Raw genomic sequence first — 15712 nt, 5'->3', positions numbered from 1 at the left:
AATATCATGCCAACAACAACAGAAGCGTTTAGGGGGGGGGTCAGCGTCACCGGCCTGACCGCAGGTGACACCAGTCTGACCATCCAAGCCGGAACCGTGTCGAAGACCATTCCGGTGCACGTGCTGCCACCGATCAAGAACATGTGGTTGAGGATACCCAACGGTACACAGGATGGTGTGACGTTTACGGTTGCCGCTGACGGCGGCATCCACGTGAAAGGCACCAGCACCTCGTCAACCGGGCGTACCGATCGTGGCAGTATAGGTGAGACACCGTTGCCAGCGGGACAATACACGCTGTCCACCGCGAACCTACCCGCCGGAATCATCATATTCGTATCCGTCACCACAGGCGACAAAACCGAATACATTGTGATTGACACCTCTATCACCAATCTGACTTCCACGTTCACGGTACCGGAAAACAGTACGTACCAGTGCAAGGTCGGAGCGAAAAACGGTGGGCCTGTTGACGCGACGGTGTATCCGATGTTGGAAACCGGTAGCGAAGCACACGCGTACAAGCCATACGCATAAACCGGAAGCCCCCGCTCGAGGGGCTTCCACAATCCACAAAGGAGGCCCCTCATATGGGAGCATTATCAGTCACCGGCCTCAAGACCGGCACCACCAGCCTCGACATCACCGCAGGCACCGTAACCAAAAGCGTGCCCGTACGCGTGGCCCCGGCAGGACTGTTCCCCATCATGGACAATCAACTGCCCACCACCGTGAACGGCATCACGTTCAGCCAAGGCGCACTGCCCGGCAGCATCCACGTGAAAGGCACCAGCACCGCATGGACGCAAATAGAAGCCGACGTCACCTTGGAGGCGGGCACGTACACGCTCGCCTGCACGAACGGCAAGGGCTGGACATACGGCGTCCGCATGAGAATTACCGGCGGCGATGACTCGATCATCAGCGGCCCGTCTGACGGCGCACCCAAGACCGGCAAGTTGGAGGCCGGAGCCTACGATGTGAACGTGTTCGTCGCCAACAAGCAGACCGTGGACGTGGATTTGACGCCCACGCTCGTGAAAACGAAATAGCCGACTATCCGAGCCCCGCACGGACGACCATCCTGCGGGGCTCACCCATACCTGAAAGGAACCCTGATGTGAAAGACTGGAAGACCCTGACGGCGGACGAGGACCTGATCCTCAACACGCATTACACGCCCGGCCGTGCGGGACGCCGGATAGACAAGATCGTCCTGCACCACAACGCGGCCAACCTGACCATCCGCGGCTGCTACGACGTATGGCAGTCACGCGAGGCGTCCGCCCACTATCAGGTGCAGGCGGACGGGCGGATCGGCCAGCTCGTCTGGGACACGGACACCGCCTGGCATGCCGGCGACTACGAGGCCAACTGCACGAGCATCGGCATCGAGCACGCGGACATCTCCGACAACCCATGGCGCATCAGCGACGCGACACTGGACAACGGCGCGCATCTGGTCGCCGCCCTGTGCCATGCGTACGGTCTGGGCGCGCCCACATGGATGGTCAACGTTTTCCCGCACTCCTATTTCAGCCCGACCGAATGCCCCGCGTCGATCGCGGGCTCGCAGAACTCGGCGTACATGAGCCGCGCCCGCCAATGGTACGTGGCCATGGCCAACAACACCACCCTAGACAGCTCTACCGCAGACACCAATGAAGGAGACAATGACATGGCAGCAGCGATGATACGAAACGACGATACAGGCCTCATCTACTATTGGACGCCCGAGACCGGTCTCACCCCGCTTGGGGAGCCGGCGGAGGCGGACGTCCTCTCGCAGGCTGGGGTCAAGACCATCCACGCGAACAACAAGGCCCCGTGGTGGGTCCGCGCCCAGCAGGTCACGAACCGCGTGCAGGCGCGCACCCTCGCCTACGAGAAGGCTCAGACCGCAGCCTTGGAGACGCTCGCCAGGAACGTGGGAGCTCCGGCCGACCAGATCGTGGCCGCCGTCAAGGCGAGCGTCGACAAGGCGCTGGCCGACGTCAGCATCACACTCGCCAACACCAAGGAGGTGAAGTAGCATGGCAGCAGCACCCGAAACAACGACCATGGACACGGAGGCCGACCTGCAGCCGGTGGACACGCCCGGCGTCGCCGACCACAAGGCCTCCGACCTGAACGGCGACAACGTGCCCGACTGGCTCATCCCATCCCGCGTGTACGACATCCTCAAATGGCTGGCATTGGTCGTCCTGCCCGCATTGAGCGTGCTCGTCGCCGCCCTTGGCCCCATCTGGGGTTGGGGCGACCTCGCCGGGCAGATCGCCACCAGCGTCAACGCCGTCACCCTGTTCCTCGGTGCCATCATCGGTGCCAGCGCCATCAAAGCCGCATCCAGCAGGTCCTAGTGGAATAATCCGCACCCTGTTTTAACACGCCGCCCCGCTCTCCTTTGTGGAGGACGGGGCGGTCTTCGCGTATCCGGCAGGCCTCTCTCCAGCCTGCGTGCGCACACATTTTTGGGCACATTTTGGGCACATTTTTTCGGAAAACCAATGATTTCGGGTGAAAGACAGTGAAAACAGAAAAGCCGCTCTCCCCTACTGCCGTAAGGGAAAGCGTCTTGTTTCCGCCGAAGCGGATTGGTGGAGGCGCGGGGAATTGAACCCCGGTCCGATGACCGAGCCCGCAGTCTTCTACGTGCGTAGTCTGCTGGCCGTACGGCGGTTTTTCTGCCCCCATCGATGTCGCAGACGACTGATGGCGAGCATATCCGCAGTTAAAGTCCCGATGCAGCCCTGAGGCTCAGCTGCATCAGCAAGTCTTCTTAACGACGCTCAGCTTCCCCCCGAAGACGAGGAGGAGTGAACGGAGCGGCTGCTCACTGGTTAATCCTGGCGCGAAGCTCAGGCAGCGAGAGCGAACTCAGTGCGGTTAGATTTAGCACTTATTCTTTTGTCGGGGTCATCCACGAGTGGACCCGACGTTCTCGGCACGCTTCCCTGCAGCGAACAGGTCACCGTCGAAACCGATCGCCCCCATATTGAATTATCAAACTTGCCGGCCTTGGCCGGACATTTCATGATAACCCTTCGTCCGACCAAACGCAAATCCATTGCGACACGCCATGCCCATCGGCCCGGCGGCATCGGAATGCAGCGCGTCATTTGAGTATCGGACGGCTGGGAGCGGATACGTCCACCTGCCGATAATCACCGATGACATTGGGGTCATTGAGAATCTTGTCCACCTCAGCCATTTTGAGTTTCAGCTGCGAGGAATCACCCCATACGATCACATGCTCGCCGTCATTGAGCGTGGTGGTCACCGAGTCCTGGGTTTCGACCGTGACCTTGGTGATCTGTTTGCGCATCGATTCAGGCAATGCCGCCAGAATGGTCAACGCACCCTTGACAGAGCGGCTGTCGAGGCTTTCCTGCACGTTCTTGACCTCAATGACCGGAATGCCGTTGACGTTCGCGTCCTGCACCGAGTTGAGCACTCGCGCCTGGGCATCCACGGCGGTCAACGTATCACCGCTTTTGAGCATGGCGGCAGGCTTTTGCGCTTTGATGTCCACACTCAGCGATTTCGGGAAATGCTTGGAGATCTTCGCCTCGCTGACGCCGGGAATGGCTTTCAGCTGCTTGGAGACCTCATCGGAGGATACCAGGAACAGGGATTTGCCTGCCTGCTTGTCCGCTATGCTATGGATGGTCGAGGCGCTCACCCACTCGTTGGCGCCGGATACGCTGATGGCGCTTGACTCCAGCCGAAACACCGGAGAGAACAGCAGCAACCAGATCAGCGCACCCAGAAGAGCGGCAGCCAGCACGGCCACTGCAGAGCGTATGACGATGACACGGGCGTTCGCTTTTCTACGCTCCCTGGCGCGTGCCGTGAAATCCACCACCTTCGGACGTGTCGCCACTCCAATGGGCCCTGAGGTCTGATGCAGGGTTTCGGCGACATAGTCCTCACTGCGCAGGGCCCTGGCGTCAACGAACGCGCCGGCCTTGCCTTTGGCCACCGTCATGTCGGTGGGGCTCTGCTGCACCGGCTCCGTCCTGGAGGTCACCGACCGCCGTTTGCGAGGATGACGGCTCTTCCCCTGCCTCTCTTCGCTCACACTGGAGCGGACGCGGGGCTGGGCATCCGAGTGCACGGCGGATTCCACTACACGACGCGCCTTGCGCCGCTCTCCTTGTGATTCACGAGATTCATGGGATCCACGGGATTCACTGGAGGCACTGGCTGCGCGGGAGGCACCGGCTCCGGAAGAGCTGACCGTACGTCCGGTCATTCGCAGCTCTCCCGGTGCGCTTCAAGGGCGGTCAGCAGCACCTGGTCCATATTGGTGATGTCCCCCGCGCCTACGGTGAATACCACGTCGCCATGATGGGCGCGCATGGCCATCATCTTGGCTGCCAGGCACATGTCTTCGACCGACTGGATCCAATCACCTGCGGAATCGTCTTTCAGCCCCTGTGCCGCTTCCACGATGGTGTCCGGCCCGACATCCGGAAAATCTGCCTGCTTCTCGCGGGCGGGGAAAATGCCGGTGACGATGACGTCGTCGGCCTTGGCCAGTGCCTGCGCGAATTCGCGGGCGAAGAACTTGGTGCGGGAGAACAGATGCGGCTGGAACAGCACACGGATGGTGGAATCCGGGTAGCGCCGGTGCGCGGCGTCCAGCAGCGCGGCGATTTCGGTGGGATGATGGGCGTAATCGTCCACAACCGTGACCTGCTTGACGGTGCCTCTGATCTGGAAACGACGAGCCGCTCCAAGGAAGCTGCCGGCTGCGCGCGCTGCGTCGGCGGGCTTGACACCCAAGAGCACGGCGGCGGTGATGGCCGCTGCGGCATTGCGGGCATTGTGGATGCCCGGCACCTTGAGCGTAACGCTCTGGCAAACCGCGTTCGTCCCGGTCACCGCGGCAGGCAGCTCCAACGTGAGCCGCTCAATGCCGCTCCCGGCGGTCTCGCTTTCCGAGGAAATCGCCACCAGCGAAGCGCCATCCAACTCGGGAAGCCGGTCTTCCGGCGTGGTTCCGTACACGATGGTGCGCGCCTTGACATCGCGCGGCAGGGCTTCGAAAACCGCCAACGCGTCCTTGTCGTCGGCACAGATCACCACGTGTCCGGTGGCATGCTCGGCATGGTCGACGAAAGCGGCACGGTAGTGCGCCTCGTCCCCGTAATGGTCCAGATGGTCGGCCTCGGCGTTGGTGATGATGGCGATGGTGGGATGGTATTTGGCGAAGCTGCCATCGGATTCGTCGGCCTCAGCCACCAGTATCGATCCGTCGCCCGCATGCCCGCCGTCCAGAGTGGTCCCGTCCGGGCCTTGGATGGAACCGCCAATCGCATAGCTGGGATCGGCACCCACATGCACCAGGATGTGCGCCAGCATGGAGCTGGTGGTGGTTTTGCCATGGGCTCCGGCAACGGTGACGGCCTGTTTGCCGTTCATGAGCAGAGCCAGGATATCGCTGCGATGCACGATGCGACTGCCTGCCTCATGCGCGGCGACTATTTCAGGGTTGTCGGGTTTGATGGCGCTGGAATACACCACGGTGGCGGCATCACCCACGTTCTCGGCGCGTTGGCCGAATTCCACCGTGATGCCTAAGGCTTCGAGACGATCGGTCTTGGCGCTGTGCTCGCGGTCGGAACCGTCTACACTTACTCCCTGCGACTTCAGCATTTCAGCCAATACGCTCATGCCTGCGCCGCCGATGCCGATGAAATGCGTGGGCCCGAGATCGGCTGGGGTCGCATGCGTGTCGAATGCGGCATGGATGGGGTCGAGCACAACGGGTTGTTCCTGAGACAATTGACGCTCCTTCATGATGATTCTGACCACATAGTAGGTCTTCTTATGCCCCTGCCGGGTTATGCCATGCGGTCAGAGTTTGCGTTCAGCCAACCGGCCTGGTGCCGAGTAGCTGCCACGGGCCATACGCGGACCGCACGAGGACCGCACGAGACGCCGCAAATTCAGACAATCCGGACATCACGCCCGCCGTGCGAGCTCCAGCACATGACGTGCCATGATATCCGCCGCGTCACGAATGCCGTACTTCCATGCATTGCTTCCGAATTCGGCGAGCATCTGCCGATCGGCGAGCAGAGCGGGGACGTGATCATGCACCCATGCGGGCGTCATATCCTTGTCGGCCACCAACAGCCCGCCCCCGGCTTCGACCACGGGCTCCGCGTTGAAGCGTTGCTCCCCATTGCCGATGGGCAGCGGCACGTAGATGGCCGGCAATCCCAATGCGGCGAGTTCGGAAACGGACCCCGCTCCGGCCCGGCATATCACCAGATCGGCGCACGCGAAGGCCAAATCGATGCGTTCCAGGTACTCAGCGGCATGGTAATCGCCCTTGCCTGCCGACTGGGGCCCCAGACCGGTGAGCACGTCGGCTTTAACGGAGCGGGACACCAGATCGCGGACCTCCTGAATCTTGCCGCGGCCGGTCAGGTGAATGACCTGTGCGTGGGCCAGCAGATCAGCCGCCGATGAGGCTATGGCACGATTCAGGCTTTGCGCTCCGAGGGATCCGCCAGTGACCAGCACCAACGGGCGGTCGGGATCGACGCCAAGCTGGGCCGCGGATTCGCGGCGTACCTCTGCCTTGTCTTGCTCAAGGCGTGATGCCAGTGCGGCGATGGCCGGACGAAGCGGCAGACCGACGCGCTCGATGCGGGTATGGGCACCAGGCTTCAGACCGGTGTGCTCATACGCCGTGCCGATGTAATTCGCCCATCGTGCGCCCAATTTGTTGGCCATGCCGGCACGGGCGTTCTGCTCATGCATGGCGATCGGGATGCCCATCCTGTGTGCGGTGGCGTATACGGGGGCGGACGTGTACCCGCCGAACCCCGCTACGACATCCGCCTTACGGCGGGTGAGGATATCGCGGACCTTGCCGGTCTCACGCTTCCACTTTGCGGGGAACTGCAGCATATACAGGTTCGGCCGTCGGGGAAACGGCACTTTTTCGATGGTGTCGAGCTCGTATCCGGCATTCGGCACCAAATCCTTTTCGAGTCCCACTGCAGTGCCTATGACGCTGATCCGGGCTTCCGGCTCGATGGCGCGAATCGCGTTGGCGACGGCCAGCAACGGGTTGACGTGTCCGGCGGTTCCGCCGCCGGCGAGAACAATATGAGGTGTTCCTTGAGTCATGATTACCGAGTGTACTCTACGCATTCTGACGTGATTGTCTGATCTGGGGTTGTGAACGCATGAGGCCGACGACCAGGCCTGCTGCGGCGAGACACATGACCATGGATGAACCGCCGGCGGAAACGAATGGCATCGGTACGCCCAGTACCGGGAATACGCCGACGACGACGCCGATGTTGACCATCGCCTGCCCTACCAGCCAGATAGTGACGCACATCAGCACCATGGCGACATATCGATCGGTGACCTGCAAGGCGACGGCGATCATGCACCAGCCGAGGATCACGAAGAACGCGATCACCACGACGCATCCCACGAAACCGGTTTCCTCGCCGATGATGGCGAAGATGAAATCATTATGGGCCGCCGGAAGATAGTTCCATTTCTCGCGCGAGTTGCCGATGCCCACACCGAGGAATCCACCTGAGGCTATCGCGTATTTCGCGTGCATCGATTGATAGCATACGGTTTGGGCGTCCGCCGCCGAGCAGTCGCCATAGGTGGCGAGGATGCGCTGCATGCGGTTCGGACTTGATACGGCAAGCGCAACGACCATCGCCACGGCGGCCACTATGCCCACACCCATCCATTTGCCGGGGAACCCTGCCACCAGGAACGCCACGAATCCGATGAACAGCAGAATCATCCCGGTTCCCAGGTCCCTGCCGCCGATGACGGCGGCCAATCCAAGGCCGTACATGATCAGCGGCCCGAAATACGCTTTGATGCCTTCCTTCACATATCGTTTCCTGCAGGCGTACAACGCGGCGGGAAGCCATATGCATACGGCAAATTTCATGAATTCGGCAGGCTGTATGGTGGTCACCTGCAGATTGAGCCAGCCTCGGTTGCCGTATACGTCCAGGCCCAATGGCGTGAAGGTCAGGAACTGTATACCGATGGCGAACAGCATGGTCCCCGTGCATATCCGCTTCCAGAAACGTATGGGCATCATCATGGTCATGAATCCGAGAATCAGACCGATCAGGCTGAAGCCGCCTTGGGGGAGCAGACCGCTGAAGGGTGATTTCCCCTGCGAGGCGATGGACGCCGTGGAGCTGGAGAACACCATGATCACGCCGAAACAGGTGAGTCCCACGACTGCCATACGGAAACCGTGATAGCACCAGAGCGGATTCAGCAGGCTTCGCCAGCCCGTATAGTCGGTGACCACCAGGGCCGGTTTCCGCGCCGTCGCGCGCGTGCGCCGCGTGGGGGAATCAGTGGAGGCCATGCACCTCGCTCCATGTCTTGGCGGCTGCGGCGAACCGGTTGCCTCGATCGGCATAGGATCTGAACTGGTCCATGGACGCGCATGCGGGAGCCATCAGCACCACGTTCCCGGCGCTGGCGTATTCGCCGCAGGCTTCGACCGCACGATCCATTACGGTTTCGTTGTCTTCCGGATCGATGAACGTCACGGGGATGTCAGGCGCTTGGCTGGCAAAGGCCTCGCGCATGGGCGTCTGGTCCTTGCCGATGATGACCGCTGCCTTGATGGTATGGGCCTGGTCTTTGATCAGCTGTTCGAATCGGCTGCCCTTGGCGAGGCCGCCCGCTATCCACACCACGGATTTCGCGGGGAAGCTCGACAGGGATGCATTGGCGGCGTGTCCGTTGGTGGCCTTGGAATCGTCCACGAAACGGATGGTGCCGCCGTTTACCGTCGCTTCGGCCACGGTTTCGATGCGATGGCCACCTGGCTTGAATGCACGCAGCGCCCGCAACGAGGTATCGCGGTCGGCGCCCAGTCCGAGCACCAGGGCGAGGGCCGTCAGCGCGTCAGCCACCAGATGCGGATACAGCGTGCCATCCGGTTCGGTCAGATGCGTGAATTCGGCGAGCGGGGCCAGCGTCACGCCCTCACCGGGGTCTCCCCCGGCAACGCCGCTCCTGTCGACGATGCAACCGTCTTCGATGCCAATCTGGCCTGCCTGCGGCACGTCGAGGGTGAATCCCACCTTGCGGCATCCCTCGGCGGTGTGCGCGGCCTGAGCCAACGCAGTGACTGTGGCATCCTGCGCATTGTAGACAATGACGCGTTTGGCGTTGTGGAACACCTTGGATTTGTCGGCCGCATACTGCTCACGGCCACCATGCCAATCCAGATGATCATCGGCGATGTTGGTGATTGCGGCGCAATCCAATTCCAACGAATCAGTGAAATGGAGCTGGAACGAACTCAGTTCCACACACAGCACATCATGCCGCGGGTTGGTGGCGCAGCGCGAAAGGCTCATGGACATGTCCCCTGAGGCGATGTTGCCCGCCGTGGGGGCGTCCATGCCGCATGCGGACAGCATCTCGGAGGTCATTTCCGTGGTGGAGGTCTTGCCGTTGGTACCGGTGATGCCGATCCATGGCGCCGGGTTGCCGGTGCGTTCGTTGTCGGCGCGCAGCCGCCAGGCGAATTCCACCTCGCTCATGACCGGAATGCCACGACGCTGCGCTTCGAGGATGAACGGGGTACGCGGATTGAACACCGGCGACGACATCACATAGTCCACGTGATCCCAGTCGATGAGGTCGAAAGAGTGGAGATCCGCCTCCTTCTTGCGCTCATCCACACCGATCACGTGTGCGCCGCGTTCCTTCAGCACCTCGGCCAGCGAGGTTCCGGACACACCGAGACCAGCGACGACCACCGTCTTATCCGCTACTTGCATTATTCCTCCCTTTACGGCAATCCGGCCCATGCGCACATGCAGGGCCGGAGCCACAGCATTCGAAACCGTTCAGCTGAACAGCAGACCGGATCGCGCGACCCAGTCTCCATAGAACACGGTAAGCGCCAGAAGCACAAAGAGCAGCTCGATCATCCAGAACCGGACGACGACCTTGGTCTCCGTCCACCCGCTGAGTTCGAAATGATGATGGATGGGCGCCATCTTGAACACACGCTTGTGCGTCATCTTGAAATAGCCGACCTGGATCACATCGCTCATGGCTTCCATGACATACAGGCCGCCGAGAATCACCGCCAGGAATTCGGTATGGGTGGCGATGGACAGCGCCGCAAACAATCCGCCCAATGCGAGGGATCCGGTGTCCCCCATGAAGATCGACGCCGGATTCGAGTTGTACCACAGGAATCCGAAGCAGGCCACGGCCGCGCAGATGGCGATGATGGTCAGATCCAGTGGATCCGAGACCGCGTAGGAATACCCCTGATGCCCGCCGCCCTTGATGTGGTAGCTTTCCCAGAAGGCGATGACTCCGAAACCGGTGAAGGAGATCATCGAGGAGCCTGCGGCAAGACCGTCAAGGCCATCGGTGAGATTCACGGCGTTGGTCCATGCCGTCATGAGGAAGTTCACCCAGATCACAAACAGGATGATGGCCACCGCCCTGCCGGCGAATTCGAAGCTGAAGAACGGCTTCTCGATGAAGCTCATGCCCGCCTGAGCGCTCGGCATGCCGGTCTTGGTGGGAATAATCAGCGCCAGTACCGCATAGATGGTGGCGAAGACGAACTGTCCGAAGAACTTGCCCCCTACGGTCAGCCCCTCGTTCTGCTTCTTGCTCACCTTGGCGAAATCGTCGATGAACCCCAGCAATCCCATGGACAGCATGGCGAACAGCACCAGCACCGCGGACCATGACGGCACATCGCCTGCGTGCAGATAGCGGTACAGTGCAGACGACCCCCATCCGAGCAGAATGGCGATATTGATGACCACACCACCCAAGGTCGGGGTGCCACGTTTGACCAGATGCGATTTCGGACCATCCTGACGGATGTACTGGCCGTAATGCAGTCTGTGCACCAGGCGAATCAGCATGGGCGTACCCACCATGGTGACGATGAGCGACACCAGCATTCCAATAATCAGAGCAATCACGGGTGGTTCTTTCTCCTCTAATCGGTGTTTCGACGCTCAGTCGTTCGACCAGCGTTCCGCAAGCGCGCTCAGTCCTGAGGCATGGGACCCCTTGAGCAACACCACGGTATCCGGGTGGTTTGCCGCCAGGTCAAGCACCAGCTCCTCAGCACGGTCGATGCTCTCCACACAGTCTACAGACACCCCGTCAACGTCCCGGGCTCCGCTGGCCAGCGCCTCCGCCATGTCGTGCAGGTGGGGATCAGCCGTGGATCCTACGGTGATGATCGCGTCGAGCCCCAGTCCGGCCGCGAAACGCCCGACTTCGGCGTGCAATCTGCTTTCGTCGGGGCCAAGCTCGAGCATGGCGCCTAGCAGCGCCACGCGATAAGGCTTGCTCCCGTCCTTGGCGGTGAACGCCTTGAGCCCTTCAAGACCGGCCTTCATCGAATCGGGATTGGCGTTGAACGAATCATCGATCAGCGTGAACCGAGCGTCGCCGCGCGATACGGTGGACAATGCCATGCGGTGCGGGCTGATGGTACGCTGCGCGGCCAGCACCTGAGCGACCCGCTGCGCGGTCATGCCATAGTGCAGGGCCACGGTGGCCGCAGCCAGGGCGTTCATCACATTGTGCAGCCCCGGGATGCCCAGATGCACCTGCACGTGGTCGCCTTCAGGGGTATGCAGCGTGAATTGCGCATGGTCGTCGGTATCGGCGGTGATGTCCGTGGCGAGCACTTCGGGTCCATGTCCGCCTTCCTTGCCGAACCATAGCACCTTGCCCGGGGCGAGCGAGGCCATGGGCGTCACGTGATCGTCGTCGCCGTTGAGCACGGCGAGACCGTTCGGCAGCAGTCCAGTGACGATTTCGCTCTTGGCCTGAGCGATGCGCTCACGGGAGCCGAACTCGCCCAGATGGGCCACTCCCACCTTGAGCACTATCGCCGTGTCCGGTGGAGCGATACGCGTCAGCCGTGCGATCTCCCCAATATGATTGGCTCCCATTTCCGCTACGAAGAAGCGGGTGGAGGCATCGATCTTCAACGCCGTCAGCGGCAGGCCGATCTCATTGTTGAACGATCCGATGGGCGCCACGGTCGGCCCCAAGGTGGACATCAGCGATGCCAGCAGGTCCTTGGTCGTGGTCTTTCCCACGGAACCCGTCAATCCGATGATGTCGAAATCCCCGGGCAGTTCGCGACGACGCTCTATGTTGGCCTTGGCGAGCCTGCCGAGCGCCGACACCGTGTCATCCACCACGATCTGCGCAATGGCTGTGGATGGCACCTCATGGTTCACCAAGGCCGCGACGGCACCTTGTTGACCGACGCGCGGCACAAAATCATGCCCGTCGACACGTTCACCGGGAATCGCCACAAACAGTGAACCAGGCTTCACCTGACGCGAGTCGCTGACTGCGCTCAGGACCTGCGCGGCAGGTTCGCTTCCGGGGACCAGACGGCCATCGACCGCCCGCGCAATCTCCTCGACGCTCATTGGGACCATGTATTCCTCACTCCTTTATCATCCATGCGACGACTCAGGTCATCGCACAAGCTCAGCTCAGGTTATTCGCCACGCGCAACGCACTGCGCACATTGTTCTTCCGCACGCCCGCCGCCAGCACCATGGAGATCGCCAATGACATGTGTCCCGCCCGGACAGGGTCATACCCGACCGGCGATTCCAAGGCGAGTTCATCCGATTCCCGGCTGGTGGTGGTCACGACGAGGTCGCGGTCGGAGATGAACGCGTACCGGGTCTTCAATGCGGACACGTCTTCGCCGGGGGCGACATGCTCGATGCCCAGCACATCGACGTTCACCGATTCCAACGCGTGATTGGTCAATGTCGCCGGATTCATCGCAATGATTACGGCGGCAACGCCGTCTTCGGCGCATACTGCCAGCGTCCGCTGCATGTCCAACACTCCCAGCGGATAGGTGAGATTCAGCGCACGGGTCATCGATGTGGAACCGGCGGCGCTGATCTTCGCCACGGGATTGCCCAGCATGTGGAGGAAATCGGCGAGCTGGGTCACGTTGGCGTCCACCTCGTCATCGTCCGTTCCGGATACGGCGAACATGGCCAAGGCATTGGTCGGCGACCCGGCGAGCGTCACCGCCATGGACCCAAGCACATGGTCGTCGAGTTCCCCGAACAGAAGCGGGATGTCCGCGTCCGGACACTGGTGCCGGAACGATCGGGGCAGCAGCGCCGCATATGCTCCGGCTTGCGCCGCGTGCCCCAGCTCGGACACCCGAGATCCGCAGACGAACAACGACCCCGGGCTCACGCTGTCAAGAGAATCACAGATTGCGGTAATCGTGACATTGGTGGCAAATTCGGGAACGATCTCAAAACCGTATTGTTCCGACAACATACCCAGCGTCATGCGCTCGGAGACGGATTCGCTCACTGCACTCATGGGCTAACGCCTTTCTTCCATGACTATGGTGCTCATGACTATTGTCATCTCAGCATCACCAAGTGACCGGGATAGCATCTTTGCGAGGCGACGAAACAGGCACCTCGTATTTCTGCATAAGGAACTCACAAATCTGGGCGGCCACAGGGCCTGCGGTCAAGCCGCCGAATGAGCCCTGCGGATCCTTCATCACCACAGTGATGGCGAACCTCGGGTTGTCGGCGGGAATCACCACCGAGTAATCGGAGATGATCGAACTCAGCGAGCCATTGTCGCCGGCCACCTCGGCGGTACCGGACTTGGCCGCCATGCGGTAGCCATCGACCTTGACGAACTTGTTGTAGTTCTCGGCCACGGATTCCATGGCGTTCATCACATCGGAGGCCACCTGCTCATCGAGTACGCGGGTGCCGGTGCCTTTCGTGGCTTCCGTGGTCTTGCCGTCCGCATTCGTGGTGGACTTGATGATTGACTGCTGCAGACGCACGCCCTTGTTGGCGATGGTGGCCACCACGTTGTTGAGCTGCAGCACATTGACCGTGTACCCCTGTCCGAACAGCACCGTATTGCGGGTACGCAGATCCCATGATGACGGATTGGTGAGCACGCCGTTGGATTCGCCAGGAAGGTCGAGACCGGTTGATTGTCCGATGCCGAATTTGGTGAGGAATTCGTAGCGCTGGTCATCCGTGTAGTTCTTGCCGGCAAGCACCATGCCGTTGTTCGAGGACTGTTGGATGATGCCCGCAAGCGTCCAATGCATGTCGCCGTGGGTGAAGGCGTCCTTGAACGTCTGACCGTCATCGGTCACCGAATTGGGCACGGTGAACTGGTCGGTCATCCTGTGCACTCCGGTCTGCAGATATCCTGACGCGGAAATCAGCTTGCCGATCGATCCGGGTTCGAACGTTTCGGATACCGCCCTGGAAGCACCCAGTTTCGCCTCATCCGTGCCGGCATCGACCTCATCGCTGTCGGCGAGCGCCAGGATCTCACCCGTCTGGATATCCTGCACCACGCCGATGACCCACGGGGACCCATACTTGGCCTTCGCGTCCTTCATGATCTTCTTGACGTACCACTGGACGTCCCTGTCAATGGTCAGGTTGACATCCGAACCGTCTTGGGCGGGCACGGATTCGGTCATGGTCCCCGGAATCTCCTCGCCACCGTAGTTGCCGCGCTGGTAGGTCTGATGGCCATCCGTGCCGGTGAGCACCGTGTTCTCCATCTGTTCGATGCCAGCCACGCCATCGCCCGCGTCGTTGACGCCGCCGAGCAGCGAGCCCATGAGGTCTCCGTCCGAGTAGATGCGTTCGCTGCTAAGCTCGCCCCAGACGATGCCACCGAGATTCAGATCGTCGATGCTGCGCTTGACCTGTGGCGTCACATCCTTCTTCAGCACTACGTATTGACCGCTGATCGACAGATCGGCGCCTAGTTCCATGGCGCTGATGCCCAGTGCCTTGGACAGCAGGCGTCCGACGGCAGCGGCACCGGTCACGCCGACAGGCTTTCCGTCAATCTGATGGCAGTAGTCACTATTGTTCTTGTTGCACGTGATCGGCGTGAATTCCTGGGCGGCTTCGGGATTGGCGACGATGGTGTATCGTTCCACGCTCTGCGCCAGCACCGTGCCGTTCGCATCCAGAATCCGTCCCCGTTTGGCGCTCAAGGTCACACGTGAGGTACGTGAGGCCGTGGCGGCCTGCGCCATCTGGCGTCCGTCAATCAGTTGAATCGACGCAAGCTGCATCACGCATAGGGACGCCACCAGCGTCAGAATGACGCCGATGGCGATGCATTTGAAGGCGAAGGTCTTCGAATACCGACGCAGCCTCTGCCATGTACTCACTGTGTTCCGCCTTCCGCGTCCTTCGGCTGCTGATACCCCTGCAGGTCGATGGTCGCCGCCCCGCCTTTGCTGACCATGCCCATTTCACTGGCCTTGTCGGGAAGCTCCGCCACAAGCTGATCGAGTTTGGCCTGATCGTCATCGATGTCCTGCGTCAGCACACTGATGTGCCGCTTGACTTCCGCAGCCTCAAATGAGTTCTGCACCATCTGGGTGCGCAACATCAGCGCCCCTATCAACGTGGCGGCCAGGAACACGACCGCTACGGCCACATGCATCATGGGGGCGGTCCTGGTACGGGTCCATTCAAGAACCCGACCGAACACGGAGCGCTCATGGTCGTCGCGCGTATTGGATATCAGTTTCAACTGCGGGCGCGGCGCTGCCTGGGGCTTGGCTTGAGGACGCTGCGATGCCGAAGAACCGGATCGAATGCTTCGTACCGTTGCCGCCATG

Annotated in this window: 14 protein-coding genes and 1 other RNA gene; 4 read left to right on the top strand and 11 right to left on the bottom strand. The window is 61.2% G+C overall.

Going from position 1 to position 15712, the window contains the following annotated elements; genetic code table 11:
- Positions 1–6: 6 nt before the first annotated feature.
- The 4 genes from BREU_RS05495 (at position 7) to BREU_RS05480 (ending at position 2360) form a co-directional block, all read left to right on the top strand.
- A complete protein-coding gene (locus tag BREU_RS05495; RefSeq protein ID WP_044090513.1) occupies positions 7–537 on the top strand; it encodes a hypothetical protein in 531 nt (176 codons plus the stop codon).
- 53 nt (positions 538–590) lie between these two features.
- A complete protein-coding gene (locus BREU_RS05490) occupies positions 591–1052 on the top strand; it encodes a hypothetical protein (protein WP_044090512.1) in 462 nt (153 codons plus the stop codon).
- A 68-nt stretch (positions 1053–1120) separates the two neighbouring features.
- Positions 1121–2032 (top strand): peptidoglycan recognition protein family protein, encoded by a 912-nt coding sequence (locus tag BREU_RS11540; RefSeq protein WP_081886568.1) that lies wholly within the window; start codon positions 1121–1123, stop codon positions 2030–2032.
- Between the two features lies 1 nt (position 2033).
- On the top strand, positions 2034–2360 hold the full coding sequence (locus BREU_RS05480) for a phage holin (RefSeq protein WP_223847955.1): 327 nt from the start codon (positions 2034–2036) through the stop codon (positions 2358–2360).
- Between the two features lie 235 nt (positions 2361–2595).
- Here BREU_RS05480 and ssrA read toward each other — a convergent pair.
- The 11 genes from ssrA to ftsL all read right to left on the bottom strand — a co-directional run bounded on the left by ssrA (position 2596) and on the right by ftsL (position 15711).
- Positions 2596–2992, bottom strand: a transfer-messenger RNA (tmRNA) gene (gene ssrA / locus BREU_RS11535).
- Positions 2993–3115: 123 nt separating this feature from the next.
- Complete coding sequence (locus BREU_RS05475; protein WP_081886567.1) at positions 3116–4255, bottom strand: cell division protein FtsQ/DivIB; 1140 nt, start codon at positions 4253–4255, stop codon at positions 3116–3118.
- Positions 4252–5790 (bottom strand): UDP-N-acetylmuramate--L-alanine ligase, encoded by a 1539-nt coding sequence (gene murC, locus BREU_RS05470; protein WP_140462455.1) that lies wholly within the window; start codon positions 5788–5790, stop codon positions 4252–4254. The genes BREU_RS05475 and murC overlap by 4 nt, the downstream gene beginning before the upstream one ends.
- Positions 5791–5970: 180 nt before the next feature.
- Positions 5971–7149: a UDP-N-acetylglucosamine--N-acetylmuramyl-(pentapeptide) pyrophosphoryl-undecaprenol N-acetylglucosamine transferase gene (locus BREU_RS05465; protein WP_044088781.1), complete on the bottom strand. Its 1179-nt coding sequence runs from the start codon at positions 7147–7149 to the stop codon at positions 5971–5973.
- Between the two features lie 16 nt (positions 7150–7165).
- The gene (gene ftsW, locus BREU_RS05460; RefSeq protein WP_044088780.1) at positions 7166–8383 is read right to left on the bottom strand and encodes a putative lipid II flippase FtsW; all 1218 of its coding nucleotides are present in this window, start codon (positions 8381–8383) and stop codon (positions 7166–7168) included.
- A complete protein-coding gene (gene murD, locus BREU_RS05455; protein WP_044088779.1) occupies positions 8370–9815 on the bottom strand; it encodes a UDP-N-acetylmuramoyl-L-alanine--D-glutamate ligase in 1446 nt (481 codons plus the stop codon). Before murD ends, ftsW begins: the two co-directional genes overlap by 14 nt.
- A gap of 69 nt (positions 9816–9884) precedes the next feature.
- The gene (mraY, locus tag BREU_RS05450) at positions 9885–10991 is read right to left on the bottom strand and encodes a phospho-N-acetylmuramoyl-pentapeptide-transferase (protein WP_044088778.1); all 1107 of its coding nucleotides are present in this window, start codon (positions 10989–10991) and stop codon (positions 9885–9887) included.
- 36 nt (positions 10992–11027) lie between these two features.
- Entirely contained in the window at positions 11028–12479 is a 1452-nt protein-coding gene (locus BREU_RS05445; RefSeq protein WP_044088777.1) for a UDP-N-acetylmuramoyl-tripeptide--D-alanyl-D-alanine ligase, read from the bottom strand.
- Between the two features lie 52 nt (positions 12480–12531).
- On the bottom strand, positions 12532–13401 hold the full coding sequence (locus BREU_RS05440) for a hypothetical protein (protein ID WP_044088776.1): 870 nt from the start codon (positions 13399–13401) through the stop codon (positions 12532–12534).
- Between the two features lie 55 nt (positions 13402–13456).
- Complete coding sequence (locus BREU_RS05435; RefSeq protein WP_169740244.1) at positions 13457–15157, bottom strand: peptidoglycan D,D-transpeptidase FtsI family protein; 1701 nt, start codon at positions 15155–15157, stop codon at positions 13457–13459.
- 95 nt (positions 15158–15252) lie between these two features.
- Complete coding sequence (ftsL, locus tag BREU_RS12345; RefSeq protein ID WP_044088774.1) at positions 15253–15711, bottom strand: cell division protein FtsL; 459 nt, start codon at positions 15709–15711, stop codon at positions 15253–15255.
- Between the last annotated feature and the right edge of the window lies 1 nt (position 15712).

Source organism: Bifidobacterium reuteri DSM 23975 (assembly GCF_000741695.1).
GTDB classification, from domain to species: domain Bacteria; phylum Actinomycetota; class Actinomycetes; order Actinomycetales; family Bifidobacteriaceae; genus Bifidobacterium; species Bifidobacterium reuteri.
The sequence above is the reverse complement of the archived record's forward strand: the minus strand, read 5'-3'. Positions and strand labels throughout refer to the sequence as shown.

Excerpts from the sequence above, each read along its gene's own strand:
- BREU_RS05435 (WP_169740244.1), bottom strand. The coding sequence starts at position 15,157 with ATGCAGCTTGCGTCGATTCAACTGATTGACGGACGCCAGATGGCGCAG.
- BREU_RS05445 (WP_044088777.1), bottom strand. The coding sequence starts at position 12,479 with ATGGTCCCAATGAGCGTCGAGGAGATTGCGCGGGCGGTCGATGGCCGT.
- BREU_RS05480 (WP_223847955.1), top strand. The coding sequence starts at position 2,034 with ATGGCAGCAGCACCCGAAACAACGACCATGGACACGGAGGCCGACCTG.
- ftsW (WP_044088780.1), bottom strand. The coding sequence starts at position 8,383 with ATGGCCTCCACTGATTCCCCCACGCGGCGCACGCGCGCGACGGCGCGG.
- BREU_RS05465 (WP_044088781.1), bottom strand. The coding sequence starts at position 7,149 with ATGACTCAAGGAACACCTCATATTGTTCTCGCCGGCGGCGGAACCGCC.
- murD (WP_044088779.1), bottom strand. The coding sequence starts at position 9,815 with ATGCAAGTAGCGGATAAGACGGTGGTCGTCGCTGGTCTCGGTGTGTCC.
- BREU_RS05490 (WP_044090512.1), top strand. The coding sequence starts at position 591 with ATGGGAGCATTATCAGTCACCGGCCTCAAGACCGGCACCACCAGCCTC.
- ftsL (WP_044088774.1), bottom strand. The coding sequence starts at position 15,711 with ATGGCGGCAACGGTACGAAGCATTCGATCCGGTTCTTCGGCATCGCAG.
- BREU_RS05440 (WP_044088776.1), bottom strand. The coding sequence starts at position 13,401 with ATGAGTGCAGTGAGCGAATCCGTCTCCGAGCGCATGACGCTGGGTATG.
- BREU_RS05475 (WP_081886567.1), bottom strand. The coding sequence starts at position 4,255 with ATGACCGGACGTACGGTCAGCTCTTCCGGAGCCGGTGCCTCCCGCGCA.
- BREU_RS05495 (WP_044090513.1), top strand. The coding sequence starts at position 7 with ATGCCAACAACAACAGAAGCGTTTAGGGGGGGGGTCAGCGTCACCGGC.